Here is a 14,066-nt window from a genome sequence, read left to right as displayed (position 1 = left end):
TTTGTAAGTCATAATTAATTTTGCTATTGAGCAACAGGCTTAGTCAAATTGTGCTCAAAAAAGACGACTTTGAGCAAATTGAGCTGATGCGTGATTCTGCGCTGGTTTCAGAACTACTCGAAAACGGCGAGCCGGAATTATCAATTTTCTACCACACGGAAAAAGGCACGCTGTTAAAAATCCGCCCTGATTGGTTGGGACTTTACTCCGGTGCGTCGTTCATCCTCGATGTGAAAACGACCGATGATTTTCATGACTTCGGTAAGTCCGTTGACAAGTTTGGCTATCACTTACAGGCAGCGTTCTACCAGATTATCGCTCAAAAAGTTTTTAATCTTGATATTGATTTTCTGTTCTGTGCAATTGGCAAAAGACCGGAGTGTGGGCGCTATCCCGTGCAGTTGGGTATGTTGGATGAAGAAGATAGCGAAGAGGGTGTGATTCAGGTTAACCACGTGATTGATGCGCTGGAAAACGGCAGAGAAACGCAAGCCTTTGCTACGCTATCCCGTCCTTTCTGGGCAAAACAGGCGGACAGAAAACGTAGAGAAGCTCTAGTGCTAACCTGAGTTCGGGATAAGAAATAAAGTGAAAGTCTTGCTATTCAAATAGTTGAATGCGTATATTTCGTTAAAATACTCTAACAATCTGGTTAAAGAGTAGAGCATTGTTAAACAATTATGGAAAATCTTACAGAACTTTATTGCCTGATGGATGATTTTTGTAAAGACTTCGAGCCAAAAATGCATGAAATTTTGCTGAATAACGGTAGTAAGCGTGATGGTGTTCATAATTCTGTGTCAGGGGATTTTATATTTTGATTATACCCCCAGTTCACGGGCCATTTTTCAAATGCTTTGTCCTTGTGCAAAGCGAACATGAATATCCACAAATATCTCCTTGGTTAACATAAATTACCTGTACAAAAATGTACGAATAATACCAAGTGGATCAGTTTTAGATGATCGGTGACACGGTAGAAAATTGATAATTCCGGTTCACCGTTTTCGAGTAATTCAGCAACCAGTGGATAAGCCAACGCAGAATCACGCATCAGCTCAATTTGCTCAAAGTCGTCTTTTTTGAGCACAATTTGACTGTTGACTACGGCTTGAGCTTCAAATTCTGCCAATGCCTGTTTACCGTCTTTGGTTCTCAAATCAACGTATGGCGCACAAAGGTATTGCATTTCAAAACACTCAGGCTCTAGAATAGCCGAGTGAATCGCAGTACCAATCAAGAGCGCCCCTTGTTTTTTGTCGTCCTGTCTTGGGGCGTTCTTGTACCAGTCTAGCGCCCCCAATCCTCCCCGTTGCACAACCTAATTTGCGTACTCGAATAACCGCTTGCCGCGTGATAGGTGCTATTTGACAGACGGCGAACAATTAAACTTTCTGTGGGTTTCAGCGCATCAACACAGCCGTTCAACATCTCAAGCGTGATACATTCACCGCTCATGATTTTTTCGTTAACGGGTGGGAAAGCAGAGAAAATAGAGTTGTCTGAGCGGTTTTCCTGTGATTAGAAAATAAGTATATAATAACAAAAAATAAACGCCACCGAGAAGATAGGGGGCGTTTTTGTATGGCTGGATTATAATGCCTGATAGGTAATGAATAAATAGCGTACAGGAGTTTCGCACAGGCATATAAAATTCCAGAAATGGCTTAAAAGTAATGGTTAATTTGCAATTTACTAAAACGTATAAATTTATTTAAATTACAATAAGTTGCTTTTAATTTATAAGATTTTGTCTATTTATATATTATGCTGAATTAAACTTAAAAATAGAGCGTTTTTTTATTGGTGCGAAACTCGTGGCGTATTTAATATAGCCTGTTTGTTTGTAATAATAAAAACAAATTTTAGGTAAATAAAAAGGAGCGATTATGTCACTTTCTATTCAAGGTAATTCCTTATTCCTATTCAAGAGAATGCTTAGCCATGAAGATATACAGCACGCTATTAATAGTTCATCAAAAGAAGAAGCTACACATGTTGGCATATGGGAAAAAATTAAAGATTGGTTTTGTGGAACCAATGCAAGTGAAGCGCTGGGAAAAATTTATGAATTAACACATAGCAATGATGAACCTGATACTGAAACCATATTAAAAAAAGTGACGGCGTTTTACCAACTTAAGGAAATGGCATATCCTGTTTATCAGGATAGATTTCAGGCATCTATTACTCCAAACGAAGATGGAGCATATACTTTTTCTTTTTCCATTAGAGATGTTATGGATGAACGCGCATTGGTTTATGGGAACACTGAAAAAGATATTTATTCTTTAAAAGAAAGAGAATTAACTAATAATAGTGAGTTATTGGACAACAATACTGTTATCCGCGAAGGTCTCGATGGAGCTTTAAACCAAGTAAAATATGATAATGAGGAAAATAAATTAGAGGGTGCTGCTTTAGCCAATCAGGGAAGAGTGAATCTGCATTTATTGAACGAAGAAACAAAGCAAGAAATGGCTGTTAATCAGCGTTTCGCCCAAAAATGGATTGCATTACAAATGAAATGTTTTGATTATTATGCTGCACAACGTTCCTCGCTAGACTCTATTGATGGCTTGGATATTACCCGTGTAATAGGAACAAAAAATGAGTGGATTTATCATTTTGCTCAATCAATTAACGAAATAAGAAGAAATACACAAGAAAACCTTGCCAAAGAATTTAATGATGAGATAAATGATTGAACCTATTTACTCTGAACCATATAAAAACAATGAGCCTATTTATGAGAGTATTCAATCTAATTCATCAGAAATTTCATCTAATAAATATTATAAAGGACCAATAAATGGTGATATTTATGCGAAAGTAGATAAAACAAATGTTAATAAATCAGAATTACTCAAAGAAATAGATAATTTTATTTTAGAGAGTAGGGAAACTTAGCTATGTTAGTCTTAACTTAATCTGACAATTCTGATTTAAAGATCGTTACCGGTTTTAATTAACATCATTAGATAATTAAATAAAAGGTAATTCTATGTATCAAACAAATAATCCTATCATCAAACATAAAGTTGGGTTACTTAACCTCGCTGAAGAGCTTAAATAACGTCTCAAAAGCCTGTAAGATTATGGGGATATCCCGAGATACATTTTATCGCTACCAGGAACTTGTTAAGATGGTGGGATAGACGCTTTAATTAATCAAAATCGACGGGTGCTTAACGTAAAAAATAAACTGAGTTCTGGATAAGCATTATCAATTATGCTTGAAGATATGTTCCTGACACCGGTATCTTTAGTTTAGATGGAATTAAACAATATGTAACCCGCCCGGCTAATAAATTCACTACAAAGTTAGCAGGAGAGCGGTGCCGCGTATGCTCTATCTGACAAAGATTTTTAACTCATCAAATACCGTTTCAATGACAGAACGGATGACACAAGATGGCTTTGTCGAAACAAGTGGTAGTGTTCAAAAATCTGTGTCATATCTTAAACTCAAAAAAAAGAGGTATGACAATATGAGAAATCAATCATTTAATTTTGATGAAACGTTGAAGCAATTACAATCAGGTAAAAATTTACTTGGTACGGATGGAATACTCACACCACTCATAAAACAGCTGACCGAAGCTGCCCTGCAGGCAGAAATAGAACACTACCTATCGACAACGTCAATCGATACGCGTAAAAATGGCTATACTCGAAAAACGGTTAAATCGACATCAGGTCAATTTGAACTGAAAACGCCCAGAGACAGGTTAGGTGCTTTTGAGCCTCAGCTCATTAAGAAAAATCAGAAAAATTATCAGAGGATGTTGATAACAAAATCCTATCGTTATTTGCATTAGGCATGAGTTATCGTGATATTCAAAAACATGTTGCAGAATTATATGGACTGGAAATATCAGATGGAGCTATTACGCATATTACTGACAAATTACTCCCTGAATTAAAAGCCTGACAACAACGCCCTCTGGAGGCGCTCTATCCTTTTGTCTGGCTCGATGCCATTCATTACAAGATAAAACATGATGGTCACCATATCAATAAGGCAATCTACACTATTTTGTCTTCAAAAATCAGTTCACATCCTGCGCAATCCAGCGCGTTTCGCTGTAAATCGGTGATCTGGTCATTTATTGACACCCGTACATAGCCAATTTGCATGATAAGCACTCTCGTAAAGGGCTGGAATCATGCCATTTATGACTATCTCACGAGTTTCGCACCAATAAAAAACGCTCTATTTTAAAGTTTAATTCAGTATAATATATAAATAGACAAAATCTTATAAATAAAAAGCAACTTATTGTAATTTAAACAAATTTATACGTTTTAGTAACTTGCAAATTAACCATTGCTTTTAAGCCATTTCTGGAATTTTATATGCCTGTGCGAAACTCGTGTTTTTGAATTTCAGAAAGAAAAAGCCAACTTTCGCAGTTGGCTAATCAAGGCAAAAATTCAAGATTTCATAGAACGCAGATTTGTTAAAGCATTGCTATCTATATCAAATGATTTATTTTCTAATTTTTCAATTTTATTAGTTGGTTTATCAAATTGATTTATCATAGCAATGATATCATTACCAGTTATCCCCTTTCTGTAAAGATTGGATATTATAGCTGGCAATCGAATGTCTACTTCTGCCAGAGCAATTCCACATATTACAGACTGTCTTATTAACTCACCTCTCATTTTTAAAGGAATTTTCTCAATAAACGTACACACGTCATTGTCTTGAGGATATATTTTAGGATGTAAATAAGATTGAATTTTTCTTCTATCATTCATTGCATATATCTCAAATGTGAACCAATGTTTTTACTAATGCTAGTTGAGCATCATCTAGTTTCTTAACTTTTTTATTTTTAAAAAAATCAGAGACATAATTACTTATTAACTCTGCTCCTCCCCCTGCAATATAGATTCTGTTCACTTTTTGTAGTTTTTCAATCTGGTTAACAACGCTTTTTGCATAGTTTTCAATTGCAATGTTTATTTCAGAAATAACAGTATCTGTCATTTCTAAGTTATTGATAATATTATTAATTTCTTTTTTCCTGTTTTTTGAGCTTAAAATAACATTCGCCTCATATTCATTGATATCGCTATCCGCTATGCTCATGGCTTTAATAATTGCAAGGGCAATACTTCTAGTTCCAATTGATGGATTTCCATATACTTCGGATACATCAAGATTTCCACCAATAACAATACCGCAATCCATAGTTGTTCCACCTAAATCAACAATGATGCTTTTTTCAAGTTCAGAAACTTCATCTTTTTTAAGTTCTTCTGCAACGGCTGGGATAGATTCAGGCATAACAAAGACTTTTTTTATTTCAAATTTGTTTTTGTTGTTTATGGTTATATTGCGTAAAACATTTTTTCTTTTTCTTTCAATGTTCTCTGTATTTTTTTGACCGTCTGCATAAAAAAATTCATTAATTGGAAGTGTTACCGTTAATTCTATTTCTTGTGGTGTTATGCTTGATGTTAACAGCGCTTTGTGAATAGCTAAAATATCTATATCGCTGTATTGGAATGCTATGTTTGTTGTTGAAATTATTGCGCTATGGCCTTTATCAAAAGTGTATTTTTTTCCTTCAATTTCAAAATTTAAAACTTCATTAAATGCATCCGTTTTCCATCCTTCCCTAAAGGCATTTGGAGAAATATGAGTTTTAAGATTTCCATCTTCTAGCCATGCTAATTTAACACATGTTGAGCCGTCATCACACATTATCTTGAGCATATATAATCTCTTTTTGTTTGTTTAGTTATTCGATATGAGAACTTAAAGTATTATTTTAGGAAGTAATAAAGTATTTTGGCAAGGTATTTACAAATTAAACTCAATTTAAATATTATTTATTATATTTTTTGAGATTTATTTTTCTCATAATGAGATTTTATAACGCAAAACATAATTGTAGAGTTTTGAATGTAGTCAAAACGTGAAAATATTCAAAAACGACATTAACTTTTTTTGAGCTTCATCAAAATCCAATAAGCCACTGCAGCTATCAGAATAGAACACGAGTTTCGCACAGGCATATAAAATTCCAGAAATGGCTTAAAAGCAATGGTTAATTTGCAAGTTACTAAAACGTATAAATTTGTTTAAATTACAATAAGTTGCTTTTAATTTATAAGATTTTGTCTATTTATATATTATGCTGAATTAAACTTAAAAATAGAGCGTTTTTTATTGGTGCGAAACTCGTGTAGAATTCAAAGAAGGGATGCCCAAGTTGAAGAGTACGCCGACAAGAGTGCCAAGAATCCAGGTAAAATTGGTAACCATCGTGGCGATAGTCCTTGCGCCAGCAGAGCCGCCACTAACGTTCCACGCTTCGCTGACTAGGCTACGTTTTATCGTCCGCTCAATATCTGGCTCCTTAGGCCGACACCAATAGCGATAACTGCTTCGGTGAACATTAAAAATACGACACAAAAAAATAGTTGCTGAATAGAGACTTGCATTTTTTGTCACGCTATAGACAATAAAAAGAGGTTTAACTTAGAAAATAACGGTTTGAAATGATCAACAAAGAGCGGTTGTTACGAGATAATCGTTTATGTAAAGCAATCATTGGATTATCAGTCGAAGAATTGAAAAATTTAGCCGCTGAATTTTCAGCTTGTTATTTGATTTATCGGAAAAAGAATCGAAAAGATCACGAGCGGCAGATGGGTGCAGGGCAGAAAGGATTTATCCCAACCCCATTAGATAAACTGCTTTTTATTTTATTGTATTTAAAATGTTATCCGACCTATGATTTGCAAGGACTTCTTTTTGGTTTAGATATAGCTAGGCGACTTAATTTTGATTACAAGGTGTGTTATGAGTTATACAATTGATTTTCGACGTAAAGTAATATCTGTAAGGAAAGCCGAAGGTTTAACAATTCGAGAAACTGCGAAACAATTCCGTATTGGAAAAGCGTCTTTAGTACGTTGGCTTAAATGACCAGAGCCAAAAAATTCAACGCCACGTAAGAGGAAGCTCGATAAAAATGCTTTATCAAAAGATGTGGAACAGTATCCAGATGCTTACCAAAAGGAACGGGCAGAGCGATTCGGTGTTTGTAAAAAGACTATTTGGCAATCCCTTAAAAAGCTGGGATTAACCTATAAAAAAACTCTATTCCATCCAAAAACCAACGAAAGCGACAGGCTGGCACATCAGCAAAAAAGACAACAGTATGAAAAAAAAGATAAATCTGTTGTTTTTATTGATGAAAGTGGTTTTTCACATGACACTCCACGAACTCACGGCTATTCCCCAAAAGGTCACCGTTGTTTTGGCCTGAAAAACTGGGGTGCTAAGGGAAGAACAAATGTTATTGGCGCTTTATTGGGAACAACCCTTTTTGCTATCGGATTATTTGATTGCAATATTAATCGTGATGTTTTTTATGTTTGGATCACAAAAATATTGCTCCCAGAACTTCCTGAAAATTCTGTTATTTTTATGGACAACGCTAGCTTTCACAAAGGTAAGAATATTGAACAGGCAATTATAAACGCAGGACACCAGATAGAATATTTGCCTGTGTATTCACCAGATTTAAATCCTATAGAACATAAATGGTCTCAAGCTAAACGTAAAAAGATGGAAACAGGATGCACTATCGATGACCTGTTTTTAATACATATGCTGTAATCAAAATTAAGTCGCCTAGCTATAGGTTTTAGAGATGACCTTGGGGCGCGAATGTGTTTTGCCCGCTCGTCAAATTCGCTCTGCTGAGGAATTTTTTCGCGCCTTTCCTGGAGTTAAAGACGTCTTTATTGATGGGACAGAGCGACCTGTCCAAAAGCCTAAGAATCTGCGTCGGCGAAAAAAAATGTATTCGGGAAAGAAAAGACAGACCACTCGAAAAGGGCTTATTATGACTGACGAAACGAGGAAAATTGGATTTATCCCCATGATCAAAAATGGGCGCCGTCACGATAAACGCTTACTCGATAAAGTCGATATAATTCGCCATATTCCCCCTGAGGTAACCATCTGGGCCGATACCGGTTTTCAAGGTATAGATAAACAGCATCCTAATACACAAATCCCAAAAAAAGGAACTCGAAAAAGACCTTTATCGCCTGAACAAAAACAAGAAAATAAAATAATCTCGGGCATCCGTATTACGGTTGAACACGCCATCGCGGGTATCAAGCGCCTCGGTTGTATGACCCAAATTTTACGGAATCGTAAACCCTTTATTGATGATACCTTTTTACTCCTTAGTGCCGGTCTTTGGAATTTCCATCTCAGAACAGCCTAAAATTTACTTCAATCACCGAAATACCCTTATTTCACTATTAAGCAACACGCTTATTAACACCTGAACAAATTGAGTTCAGAGAAATGAAGAAAAAAATCCACCGGCTGGAAATGGAGAATGACATCTTAAAAAAGGCTACTGCGCTCTTAATGTCCGACTCACTGAAAAATTTTCGGTAGTTGAAAAGCTAAGAGTGCTTTATCCGGTGAAAACTTTAAGCGTGTTGCTTAATAGTGAAATAAGGGTATTTCGGTGATTGAAGTAAATTTTAGGCTGTTCTGAGATGGAAATTCCAAAGACCGGCACTAAGGAGTAAAAAGGTATCATCAATAAAGGGTTTACGATTCCGTAAAATTTGGGTCATACAACCGAGGCGCTTGATACCCGCGATGGCGTGTTCAACCGTAATACGGATGCCCGAGATTATTTTATTTTCTTGTTTTTGTTCAGGCGATAAAGGTCTTTTTCGAGTTCCTTTTTTTGGGATTTGTGTATTAGGATGCTGTTTATCTATACCTTGAAAACCGGTATCGGCCCAGATGGTTACCTCAGGGGGAATATGGCGAATTATATCGACTTTATCGAGTAAGCGTTTATCGTGACGGCGCCCATTTTTGATCATGGGGATAAATCCAATTTTCCTCGTTTCGTCAGTCATATAGCTAGGCGACTTAATTTTGATTACAAGGTGTGTTATGAGTTATACAATTGATTTTCGACGTAAAGTAATATCTGTAAGGAAAGCCGAAGGTTTAACAATTCGAGAAACTGCGAAACAATTCCGTATTGGAAAAGCGTCTTTAGTACGTTGGCTTAATTGTTGTATACCAATTTTCATCGGTCTCAATTGATTTTCAGAAAATAAATTAGGCCAAAAAGTGGTTATCTGTAAGATTGCTGCTTCTAACGGCAATCGCTTTTTAGGCGGGTTTGTGGGTTTAGGTATTTTAACCTTCACTACCTGTTTAGGTTTAACGACAGGTTTCTTAGGCTGCTGTTTTGCTACTTTGGGAGGATGCGGCTTTTTTGCCTGTTTTTTAGGCGCAGTATTGACCAAGACCTTTTTACGGTAAACTGAGTTACTTTGGAGCTGTTCTTCCTGTGAAGCCTTTCTTGGGCGATTTAAGTTTAATTTCTTGCGTTCCGTCATAGTTTAATCTTTAAACAGGTTGCTCATTTCAGTATCAGTAAGACCTGTTGACAGTTTCACTATATCTCTTTCTACGCCCTTCTCAAGAAGTTGACGCGCTATCTTCATCGAAGCCTGTTTTTCGCCCTCTTGAACACCATCATTTTTACCTAGCTGATAGCCTTCTTGACGGCCTTCGGCTTTACCTTGTTGTATGCCTTTTTTAAGGCCAATTTCTTCAATTTGTTGAGCAATCGTCATAAGTGCTCCTTCGTGTTTTTCTGATTGTTTCGCTATCTCGGTGATAAATTCCATTGGCTTTTGGGCGTTACCTTCCTGGATGAGATAGTTAAACAGAGTAATGACTTGATTATCAGTATAATAATTATACGACAACAGAGTAATAATTTCATTCAGAAGCTCCGTCATATCTCGTCTACGAATGTGTTTTTGGATGAGGGTCAACAAAGCCATTCGCTTATGTTGCATAATCTCACCATCATCTAAAGTCGTGACATCTGCTAATCGGAACGGTTTTGTATAAATACTCTCGGCCAGTTTTCTGTCATGAAAACAGTCAAACCAATTCGTGCTATAAGGATGAGGGCTTTGTTCACCGGAGTAAAACAAAATAGGAAAAACGAGCGGCAGTTCTTTATTTCCGGCTTCTAGATGCTTGTGCATAGCAGCCATACTGTAGCGCATCAATCGCCAAGCGATAAGTTTATCTGGCGTAGATTGTGCTTCAATTAAAACATAGATATAACCGCTTCCCTTTAAGGTATTGACTGAGTAAAGAATATCACTCTGGTAATTTTTCATTTCGCTATCGACAAAAGACCCAGCCTCTATTTTGAGACTCTCTAAATCACACAATGCTTTAATCTCATCGGGTAGCCAAATTTCGAAAAAATCTTTTGCCGTCTCTTTTTCACTTAGGAATTGCTTGAATATACTATCGTGTGGCGTTGGGGTAAATTTTTTTACTCATCCGATATCTTCAATGATTGCTAGCATCAGATTGAATTATGGCAAACAAACCGGCTATATTAAATACGCTATTTATTCATTACGTGTCCGGCATTATAATCCAGCCATGCAAAAACGCCCCTATCTTCTCAGGTGCGTTTTTAGCTTAGACTAATCACAAGAAAATGGCTCACAATCGATTACAGGCTGTTTTATAGGCATTCCTGAGTTAGGTTTGTGGCGTTTTTTCATTCTCAGCAACTTTGGCCAGAATATTTACCAACAATTTATGGAGGATAAGTGTCTTCTTCGCTCGGGTTGTTGAAACATACAACAAATTCACTTCATCTCTAAAGGCTGCTTTGTCCATATTAGGGTCAAAAAGATTATTCGGAAAATCATTATTGATTTCGACAATGTCCCACTCCAGTCCCTTTGCTCGGTGGGCAGTTGTAACGATAATACTGGCTTCCTCTTCAGTGTCTACGGTTCGTTTACGTAAAATATCCACTTTTTTTTGGTAATGGCGTAAATTTTTCAATGATTTTGATAGATTGCAACATTTCCTGGTCACCACTGGCATTCTCCATGCGCTTATAATTCGAATAATCATGATATTCGGTGTAAAGCCGTTGGTTACTCATCTTTTTTCGCTTACCGAGTGAAAACCAGTGAAGGTTAATTAATTCATCGATACGATAAGCATCAATTCCGTTGACCCAGTAAACAGTCGCTTTTTTGCTACTGGCTTCCAATGCTACTCTAATCACACCGGCTATTATTCGACTGAGTATGACTCGGTGAGGAAAGTCTTGCTTAGGAATATCAATCAGGATTTCATCTTTTTCACCTCTGCCAACCATCTAATGGGTTTCAATCGTTCATGGCCAGTAATGCATTAGCCATATCCGCGACACAGGCACCAAAGCGAAATCTATGGGTTAACCAGAGACGGTCAGCATCCGTAAGCGAAGGTGCATTCAACACATCGAACGCCCCTCGAAAAACGATAAATCTGTTGATGGGCATCGCCAACCATCACTAACTTCGTGGTTTGACGAAACACAATATCGTGAGTAACCGGATTAGCGTCCTGGCGCTTCATCAAACAAAATAATGTCAAAACGATGGGAAAGGTTAGGTTGAGAGAGTTGGTAGCCGTTTTAAATACATATCATGAATAACGGGGGAAATTATCAGAAGGGTCAATCATCCGATGCCTAGTGGGTTATGTAGCGAATAATGGCTGACTGAGCAGTACTAAAGCTTTGGTAGCGGTAGTGTTCAAAAATCTGTGTCATATCTTAAACTCAAAAAAAGAGGTATGACATATGAGAAATCAATCATTTAATTTTGATGAAGCGTTGAAGCAATTACAATCAGGTAAAAATTTACTCCGGTACGGATGGAATACACTCACACCACTCATAAAACAGCTGACCGAAGCTGCCCTGCAGGCAGAAATAGAACACTACCTATCGACAACGTCAATCGATACGCGTAAAAATGGCTATACTCGAAAAACGGTTAAATCGACATCAGGTCAATTTGAACTGAAAACGCCCAGAGACAGGTCAGGTGCTTTTGAGCCTCCAGCTCATGTGGTAGCTCAGACTTAATCTGACAGTTACCGGTTATTTATACAGTACCTGTCAGGTTAAATTTGATTTAAATCTTTCTCTCTCCAAAGTTGTTTTCCATCGTGTAAAGTTGCCATAGGAGTTCGACCGCAACACATTTTTCCTTGATGAGTGCGTTGGTTATTATATTCCGCTAACCATTTATCTAAATCAGCTTGTAATTCATTTAAAGCCCTATAGATTTTCTTACGAAAAGCCACCTGATAGAACTCTTGTAATACAGTTTTATGAAAGCGTTCACAAATCCCATTAGTTTGAGGTGAACGAGCTTTAGTTTTTGTATGATCAATATCATCTGATAGCGAGATAAAGTTGATAATCGTGATGTTCAACTTTACCACAATACTCACTGCCTCTGTCCGTCAGTATACGTAACACCGGTAACCCATGCTGGGAATAAAAAGGGAGAACCTTGTCATTTAATAATCTGCCGCCGTTATCGCGCTTTTTGTTGTGTAAAGCTTACAATGAACGACTTTACTGTAAGTATTAATGTAAGTTTGTTGATAAACACGACCAACGCCTTTTAAATGACCGACATAAAAAGTATCTTGTGAACCCAGATAACCTGGATGCGCTGTTTCAATCTCACCACAGGCTTCGTGTTGGCATATGGGAAAAAATTAAAGATTGGTTTTGTGGAACCAATACAAGTGAAGCGCTGGAAAAAATTTATGAATTAACACCATAGCAATGATGAACCTGATACTGAAACCATATTAAAAAAGTGACAGCTTTTTACCAACTTAAGGAAATGGCATATCCTGTTTATCAGGATAGATTTCAGGCATCTATTACTCCAAACGAAGATGGTACTTTGGTAGTGTTCAAAAATCTGTGTCATATCTTAAACTCAAAAAAAAGAGGTATGACAATATGAGAAATCAATCATTTAATTTTGATGAAACGTTGAAGCAATTACAATCAGGTAAAAATTTACTCGGTACGGATGGAATACTTACACCACTCATAAAACAGCTGCCCTGCAGGCAGAAATAGAACACTACCTATCGACAACGTCAATCGATACGCGTAAAAATGGCTATACTCGAAAAACGGTTAAATCGACATCAGGTCAATTTGAACTGAAAACGCCCAGAGACAGGTCAGGTGCTTTTGAGCCTCAGCTCATTAAGAAAAATCAGACAAAATTATCAGAGGATATTGATAACAAAATCCTATCGTTATTTGCATTAGGCATGAGTTATCGTGATATTCAAAAACATGTTGCAGAATTATATGGACTGGAAATATCAGATGGAGCTATTACGCATATTACTGACAAATTACTCCCTGAATTAAAAGCCTGGCAACAACGCCCTCTGGAGGCGCTCTATCCTTTTGTCTGGCTCGATGCCATTCATTACAAGTAAAACATGATGGTCACTATATCAATAAGGCAATCTACACGGTACTTGGACTAACCACCGATGGGCATAAGGAATTGTTAGGACTCTATATGTCTGAAACAGAAGGAGCACATCATTGGCTGAGCGTTCTGACTTACATAACCGTGGTATACAAGATATTTTAATCGCTTGTGTTGACGGATTAAAAGGGTTTCCAGAAGCGATAGCCAGTATTTTCCCGCAGACAGAAGCTCAGCTATGCGTAGTTCATCAAATTCGCAATAGCTTACGTTATACCAGTAAAGACCAAAAAGCCTTTATGGCTGATTTTAAGCCGGTTTATCGTGCAGATACTAAAGCGGCTGCTGAGCTTGCCCTTGATGAACTGGAAACGAAATGGGGTGAAAAATACCCGATAGTGCTAGAATCCTGGCGAAGTAAATGGGAGTTGCTCAGTGCTTATTTTCGATACCCTAAAGCCATTAAAAACCCATTTATACGACCAATGCAGTAGAGGCGGTTCATCGGCAGTTTAGGAAATTAACTAAAACCAAAGGGGCTTTTCCTAATGAAAACAGCTTATTAAAATTACTCTATATTGGCATCAATCCGGTATCCAATAAATGGACTATGCCGATTAGTAACTGGGCGTTAACCATTGCTCAATTGTCCATCTATTTTAAAGGGCGCATAGATGGTATGATCAAAATATAAA

The 14,066-nt window shown here is 37.0% G+C and carries 14 protein-coding genes and 12 pseudogenes; 15 read left to right on the top strand and 11 right to left on the bottom strand.

The genetic code is table 11. The features are described 5' to 3' along the window. The first annotated feature begins 50 nt into the window (after positions 1-50). The gene (locus tag AYJ55_RS17510) at positions 51-569 is read left to right on the top strand and encodes a PD-(D/E)XK nuclease-like domain-containing protein (RefSeq protein ID WP_162505675.1); all 519 of its coding nucleotides are present in this window, start codon (positions 51-53) and stop codon (positions 567-569) included. A gap of 111 nt (positions 570-680) precedes the next feature. Continuing rightward, positions 681-779, top strand: a pseudogene (locus AYJ55_RS31010) (IS982 family transposase); the annotation flags it as partial. Positions 780-904: 125 nt separating this feature from the next. Here AYJ55_RS31010 and AYJ55_RS17505 read toward each other — a convergent pair. Continuing rightward, a complete protein-coding gene (locus AYJ55_RS17505; RefSeq protein ID WP_187153306.1) occupies positions 905-1,240 on the bottom strand; it encodes an exonuclease family protein in 336 nt (111 codons plus the stop codon). Between the two features lie 649 nt (positions 1,241-1,889). Between AYJ55_RS17505 and AYJ55_RS17500 the strand changes: the two genes are divergently transcribed. The 3 genes and pseudogenes from AYJ55_RS17500 to AYJ55_RS26765 form a co-directional block, all read left to right on the top strand. Continuing rightward, entirely contained in the window at positions 1,890-2,708 is an 819-nt protein-coding gene (locus AYJ55_RS17500) for a hypothetical protein (RefSeq protein ID WP_245677425.1), read from the top strand. Then, entirely contained in the window at positions 2,701-2,910 is a 210-nt protein-coding gene (locus tag AYJ55_RS33545; RefSeq protein WP_063657451.1) for a hypothetical protein, read from the top strand. The genes AYJ55_RS17500 and AYJ55_RS33545 overlap by 8 nt, the downstream gene beginning before the upstream one ends. Positions 2,911-3,004: 94 nt before the next feature. Beyond that, a pseudogene (locus AYJ55_RS26765) lies at positions 3,005-3,208 on the top strand (helix-turn-helix domain-containing protein); the annotation flags it as partial. A gap of 22 nt (positions 3,209-3,230) precedes the next feature. On the opposite strand, the pseudogene AYJ55_RS29550 reads toward AYJ55_RS26765, so the two are convergent. After that, positions 3,231-3,403: pseudogene (locus AYJ55_RS29550) on the bottom strand (transposase); the annotation flags it as partial. A gap of 88 nt (positions 3,404-3,491) precedes the next feature. Between AYJ55_RS29550 and AYJ55_RS33540 the strand changes: the two are divergent. Further along, positions 3,492-4,045, top strand: a pseudogene (locus AYJ55_RS33540) (transposase); the annotation flags it as partial. On the opposite strand, the pseudogene AYJ55_RS29540 reads toward AYJ55_RS33540, so the two are convergent. The 4 genes and pseudogenes from AYJ55_RS29540 to AYJ55_RS33535 all read right to left on the bottom strand — a co-directional run. Beyond that, positions 4,036-4,140: pseudogene (locus tag AYJ55_RS29540) on the bottom strand (DNA-invertase); the annotation flags it as partial. The pseudogenes AYJ55_RS33540 and AYJ55_RS29540 sit on opposite strands and share 10 nt — an antisense overlap. 297 nt (positions 4,141-4,437) lie before the next feature. Then, positions 4,438-4,767 (bottom strand): plasmid partitioning/stability family protein, encoded by a 330-nt coding sequence (locus AYJ55_RS17485; protein WP_063657449.1) that lies wholly within the window; start codon positions 4,765-4,767, stop codon positions 4,438-4,440. Between the two features lie 10 nt (positions 4,768-4,777). Beyond that, positions 4,778-5,731 carry a plasmid segregation protein ParM domain-containing protein gene (gene parM, locus AYJ55_RS17480; protein WP_063657448.1) on the bottom strand — a complete coding sequence of 318 codons (954 nt, stop codon included), beginning with the start codon at positions 5,729-5,731 and terminating at the stop codon, positions 4,778-4,780. Positions 5,732-6,271: 540 nt separating this feature from the next. Continuing rightward, a pseudogene (locus AYJ55_RS33535) lies at positions 6,272-6,433 on the bottom strand (IS3 family transposase); the annotation flags it as partial. Positions 6,434-6,519: 86 nt separating this feature from the next. On the opposite strand from AYJ55_RS33535, the gene AYJ55_RS17475 reads away from it, so the two are divergent. The 4 genes and pseudogenes from AYJ55_RS17475 to AYJ55_RS33525 all read left to right on the top strand — a co-directional run. Further along, the gene (locus tag AYJ55_RS17475) at positions 6,520-6,840 is read left to right on the top strand and encodes a helix-turn-helix domain-containing protein (RefSeq protein WP_063657318.1); all 321 of its coding nucleotides are present in this window, start codon (positions 6,520-6,522) and stop codon (positions 6,838-6,840) included. Then, positions 6,824-7,645, top strand: a pseudogene (locus AYJ55_RS32115) (IS630 family transposase). Before AYJ55_RS17475 ends, AYJ55_RS32115 begins: the two are co-directional and overlap by 17 nt. A gap of 34 nt (positions 7,646-7,679) precedes the next feature. Continuing rightward, positions 7,680-8,264 (top strand): transposase family protein, encoded by a 585-nt coding sequence (locus AYJ55_RS17465; RefSeq protein ID WP_063657447.1) that lies wholly within the window; start codon positions 7,680-7,682, stop codon positions 8,262-8,264. A 53-nt stretch (positions 8,265-8,317) separates the two neighbouring features. After that, positions 8,318-8,481, top strand: a pseudogene (locus tag AYJ55_RS33525) (IS3 family transposase); the annotation flags it as partial. A 51-nt stretch (positions 8,482-8,532) separates the two neighbouring features. Here AYJ55_RS33525 and AYJ55_RS17460 read toward each other — a convergent pair. Then, the gene (locus AYJ55_RS17460; RefSeq protein ID WP_074168140.1) at positions 8,533-8,922 is read right to left on the bottom strand and encodes a transposase family protein; all 390 of its coding nucleotides are present in this window, start codon (positions 8,920-8,922) and stop codon (positions 8,533-8,535) included. 37 nt (positions 8,923-8,959) lie between these two features. On the opposite strand from AYJ55_RS17460, the gene AYJ55_RS26745 reads away from it, so the two are divergent. Both AYJ55_RS26745 and AYJ55_RS29530 read left to right on the top strand, forming a co-directional pair. Continuing rightward, positions 8,960-9,115, top strand: coding sequence for an IS630 transposase-related protein (locus tag AYJ55_RS26745; RefSeq protein WP_162505672.1), 156 nt, complete (start codon positions 8,960-8,962; stop codon positions 9,113-9,115). A gap of 27 nt (positions 9,116-9,142) precedes the next feature. Continuing rightward, entirely contained in the window at positions 9,143-9,337 is a 195-nt protein-coding gene (locus AYJ55_RS29530) for a hypothetical protein (protein WP_162505671.1), read from the top strand. 80 nt (positions 9,338-9,417) lie between these two features. Here the strand turns inward: AYJ55_RS29530 and AYJ55_RS17450 are convergent. The 3 genes and pseudogenes from AYJ55_RS17450 to AYJ55_RS31005 all read right to left on the bottom strand — a co-directional run. Continuing rightward, positions 9,418-10,377: pseudogene (locus AYJ55_RS17450) on the bottom strand (Rpn family recombination-promoting nuclease/putative transposase); the annotation flags it as partial. 214 nt (positions 10,378-10,591) lie between these two features. Further along, complete coding sequence (locus tag AYJ55_RS17445; protein WP_187153305.1) at positions 10,592-10,873, bottom strand: 3'-5' exonuclease; 282 nt, start codon at positions 10,871-10,873, stop codon at positions 10,592-10,594. Then, on the bottom strand, positions 10,857-11,225 hold the full coding sequence (locus tag AYJ55_RS31005) for a hypothetical protein (protein ID WP_063657443.1): 369 nt from the start codon (positions 11,223-11,225) through the stop codon (positions 10,857-10,859). Before AYJ55_RS31005 ends, AYJ55_RS17445 begins: the two co-directional genes overlap by 17 nt. Before the next feature lie 468 nt (positions 11,226-11,693). Between AYJ55_RS31005 and AYJ55_RS17435 the strand changes: the two are divergent. Beyond that, a pseudogene (locus AYJ55_RS17435) lies at positions 11,694-11,954 on the top strand (transposase); the annotation flags it as partial. 65 nt (positions 11,955-12,019) lie between these two features. Here the strand turns inward: AYJ55_RS17435 and AYJ55_RS26740 are convergent. Beyond that, a pseudogene (locus tag AYJ55_RS26740) lies at positions 12,020-12,604 on the bottom strand (integrase core domain-containing protein); the annotation flags it as partial. Here AYJ55_RS26740 and AYJ55_RS31000 point away from each other — a divergent pair. Both AYJ55_RS31000 and AYJ55_RS17425 read left to right on the top strand, forming a co-directional pair. Beyond that, entirely contained in the window at positions 12,556-12,693 is a 138-nt protein-coding gene (locus AYJ55_RS31000; protein WP_187153304.1) for a hypothetical protein, read from the top strand. The pseudogene AYJ55_RS26740 and the gene AYJ55_RS31000 overlap by 49 nt on opposite strands. A gap of 185 nt (positions 12,694-12,878) precedes the next feature. Continuing rightward, positions 12,879-14,065 (top strand): annotated as a pseudogene (locus AYJ55_RS17425) (IS256 family transposase). Position 14,066: the final 1 nt, after the last annotated feature.

This window comes from Candidatus Arsenophonus triatominarum, assembly GCF_001640365.1.
Taxonomy (GTDB): Bacteria; Pseudomonadota; Gammaproteobacteria; order Enterobacterales; family Enterobacteriaceae; genus Arsenophonus; species Arsenophonus triatominarum.
This window is presented reverse-complemented; position numbering and strand designations above follow the sequence as displayed.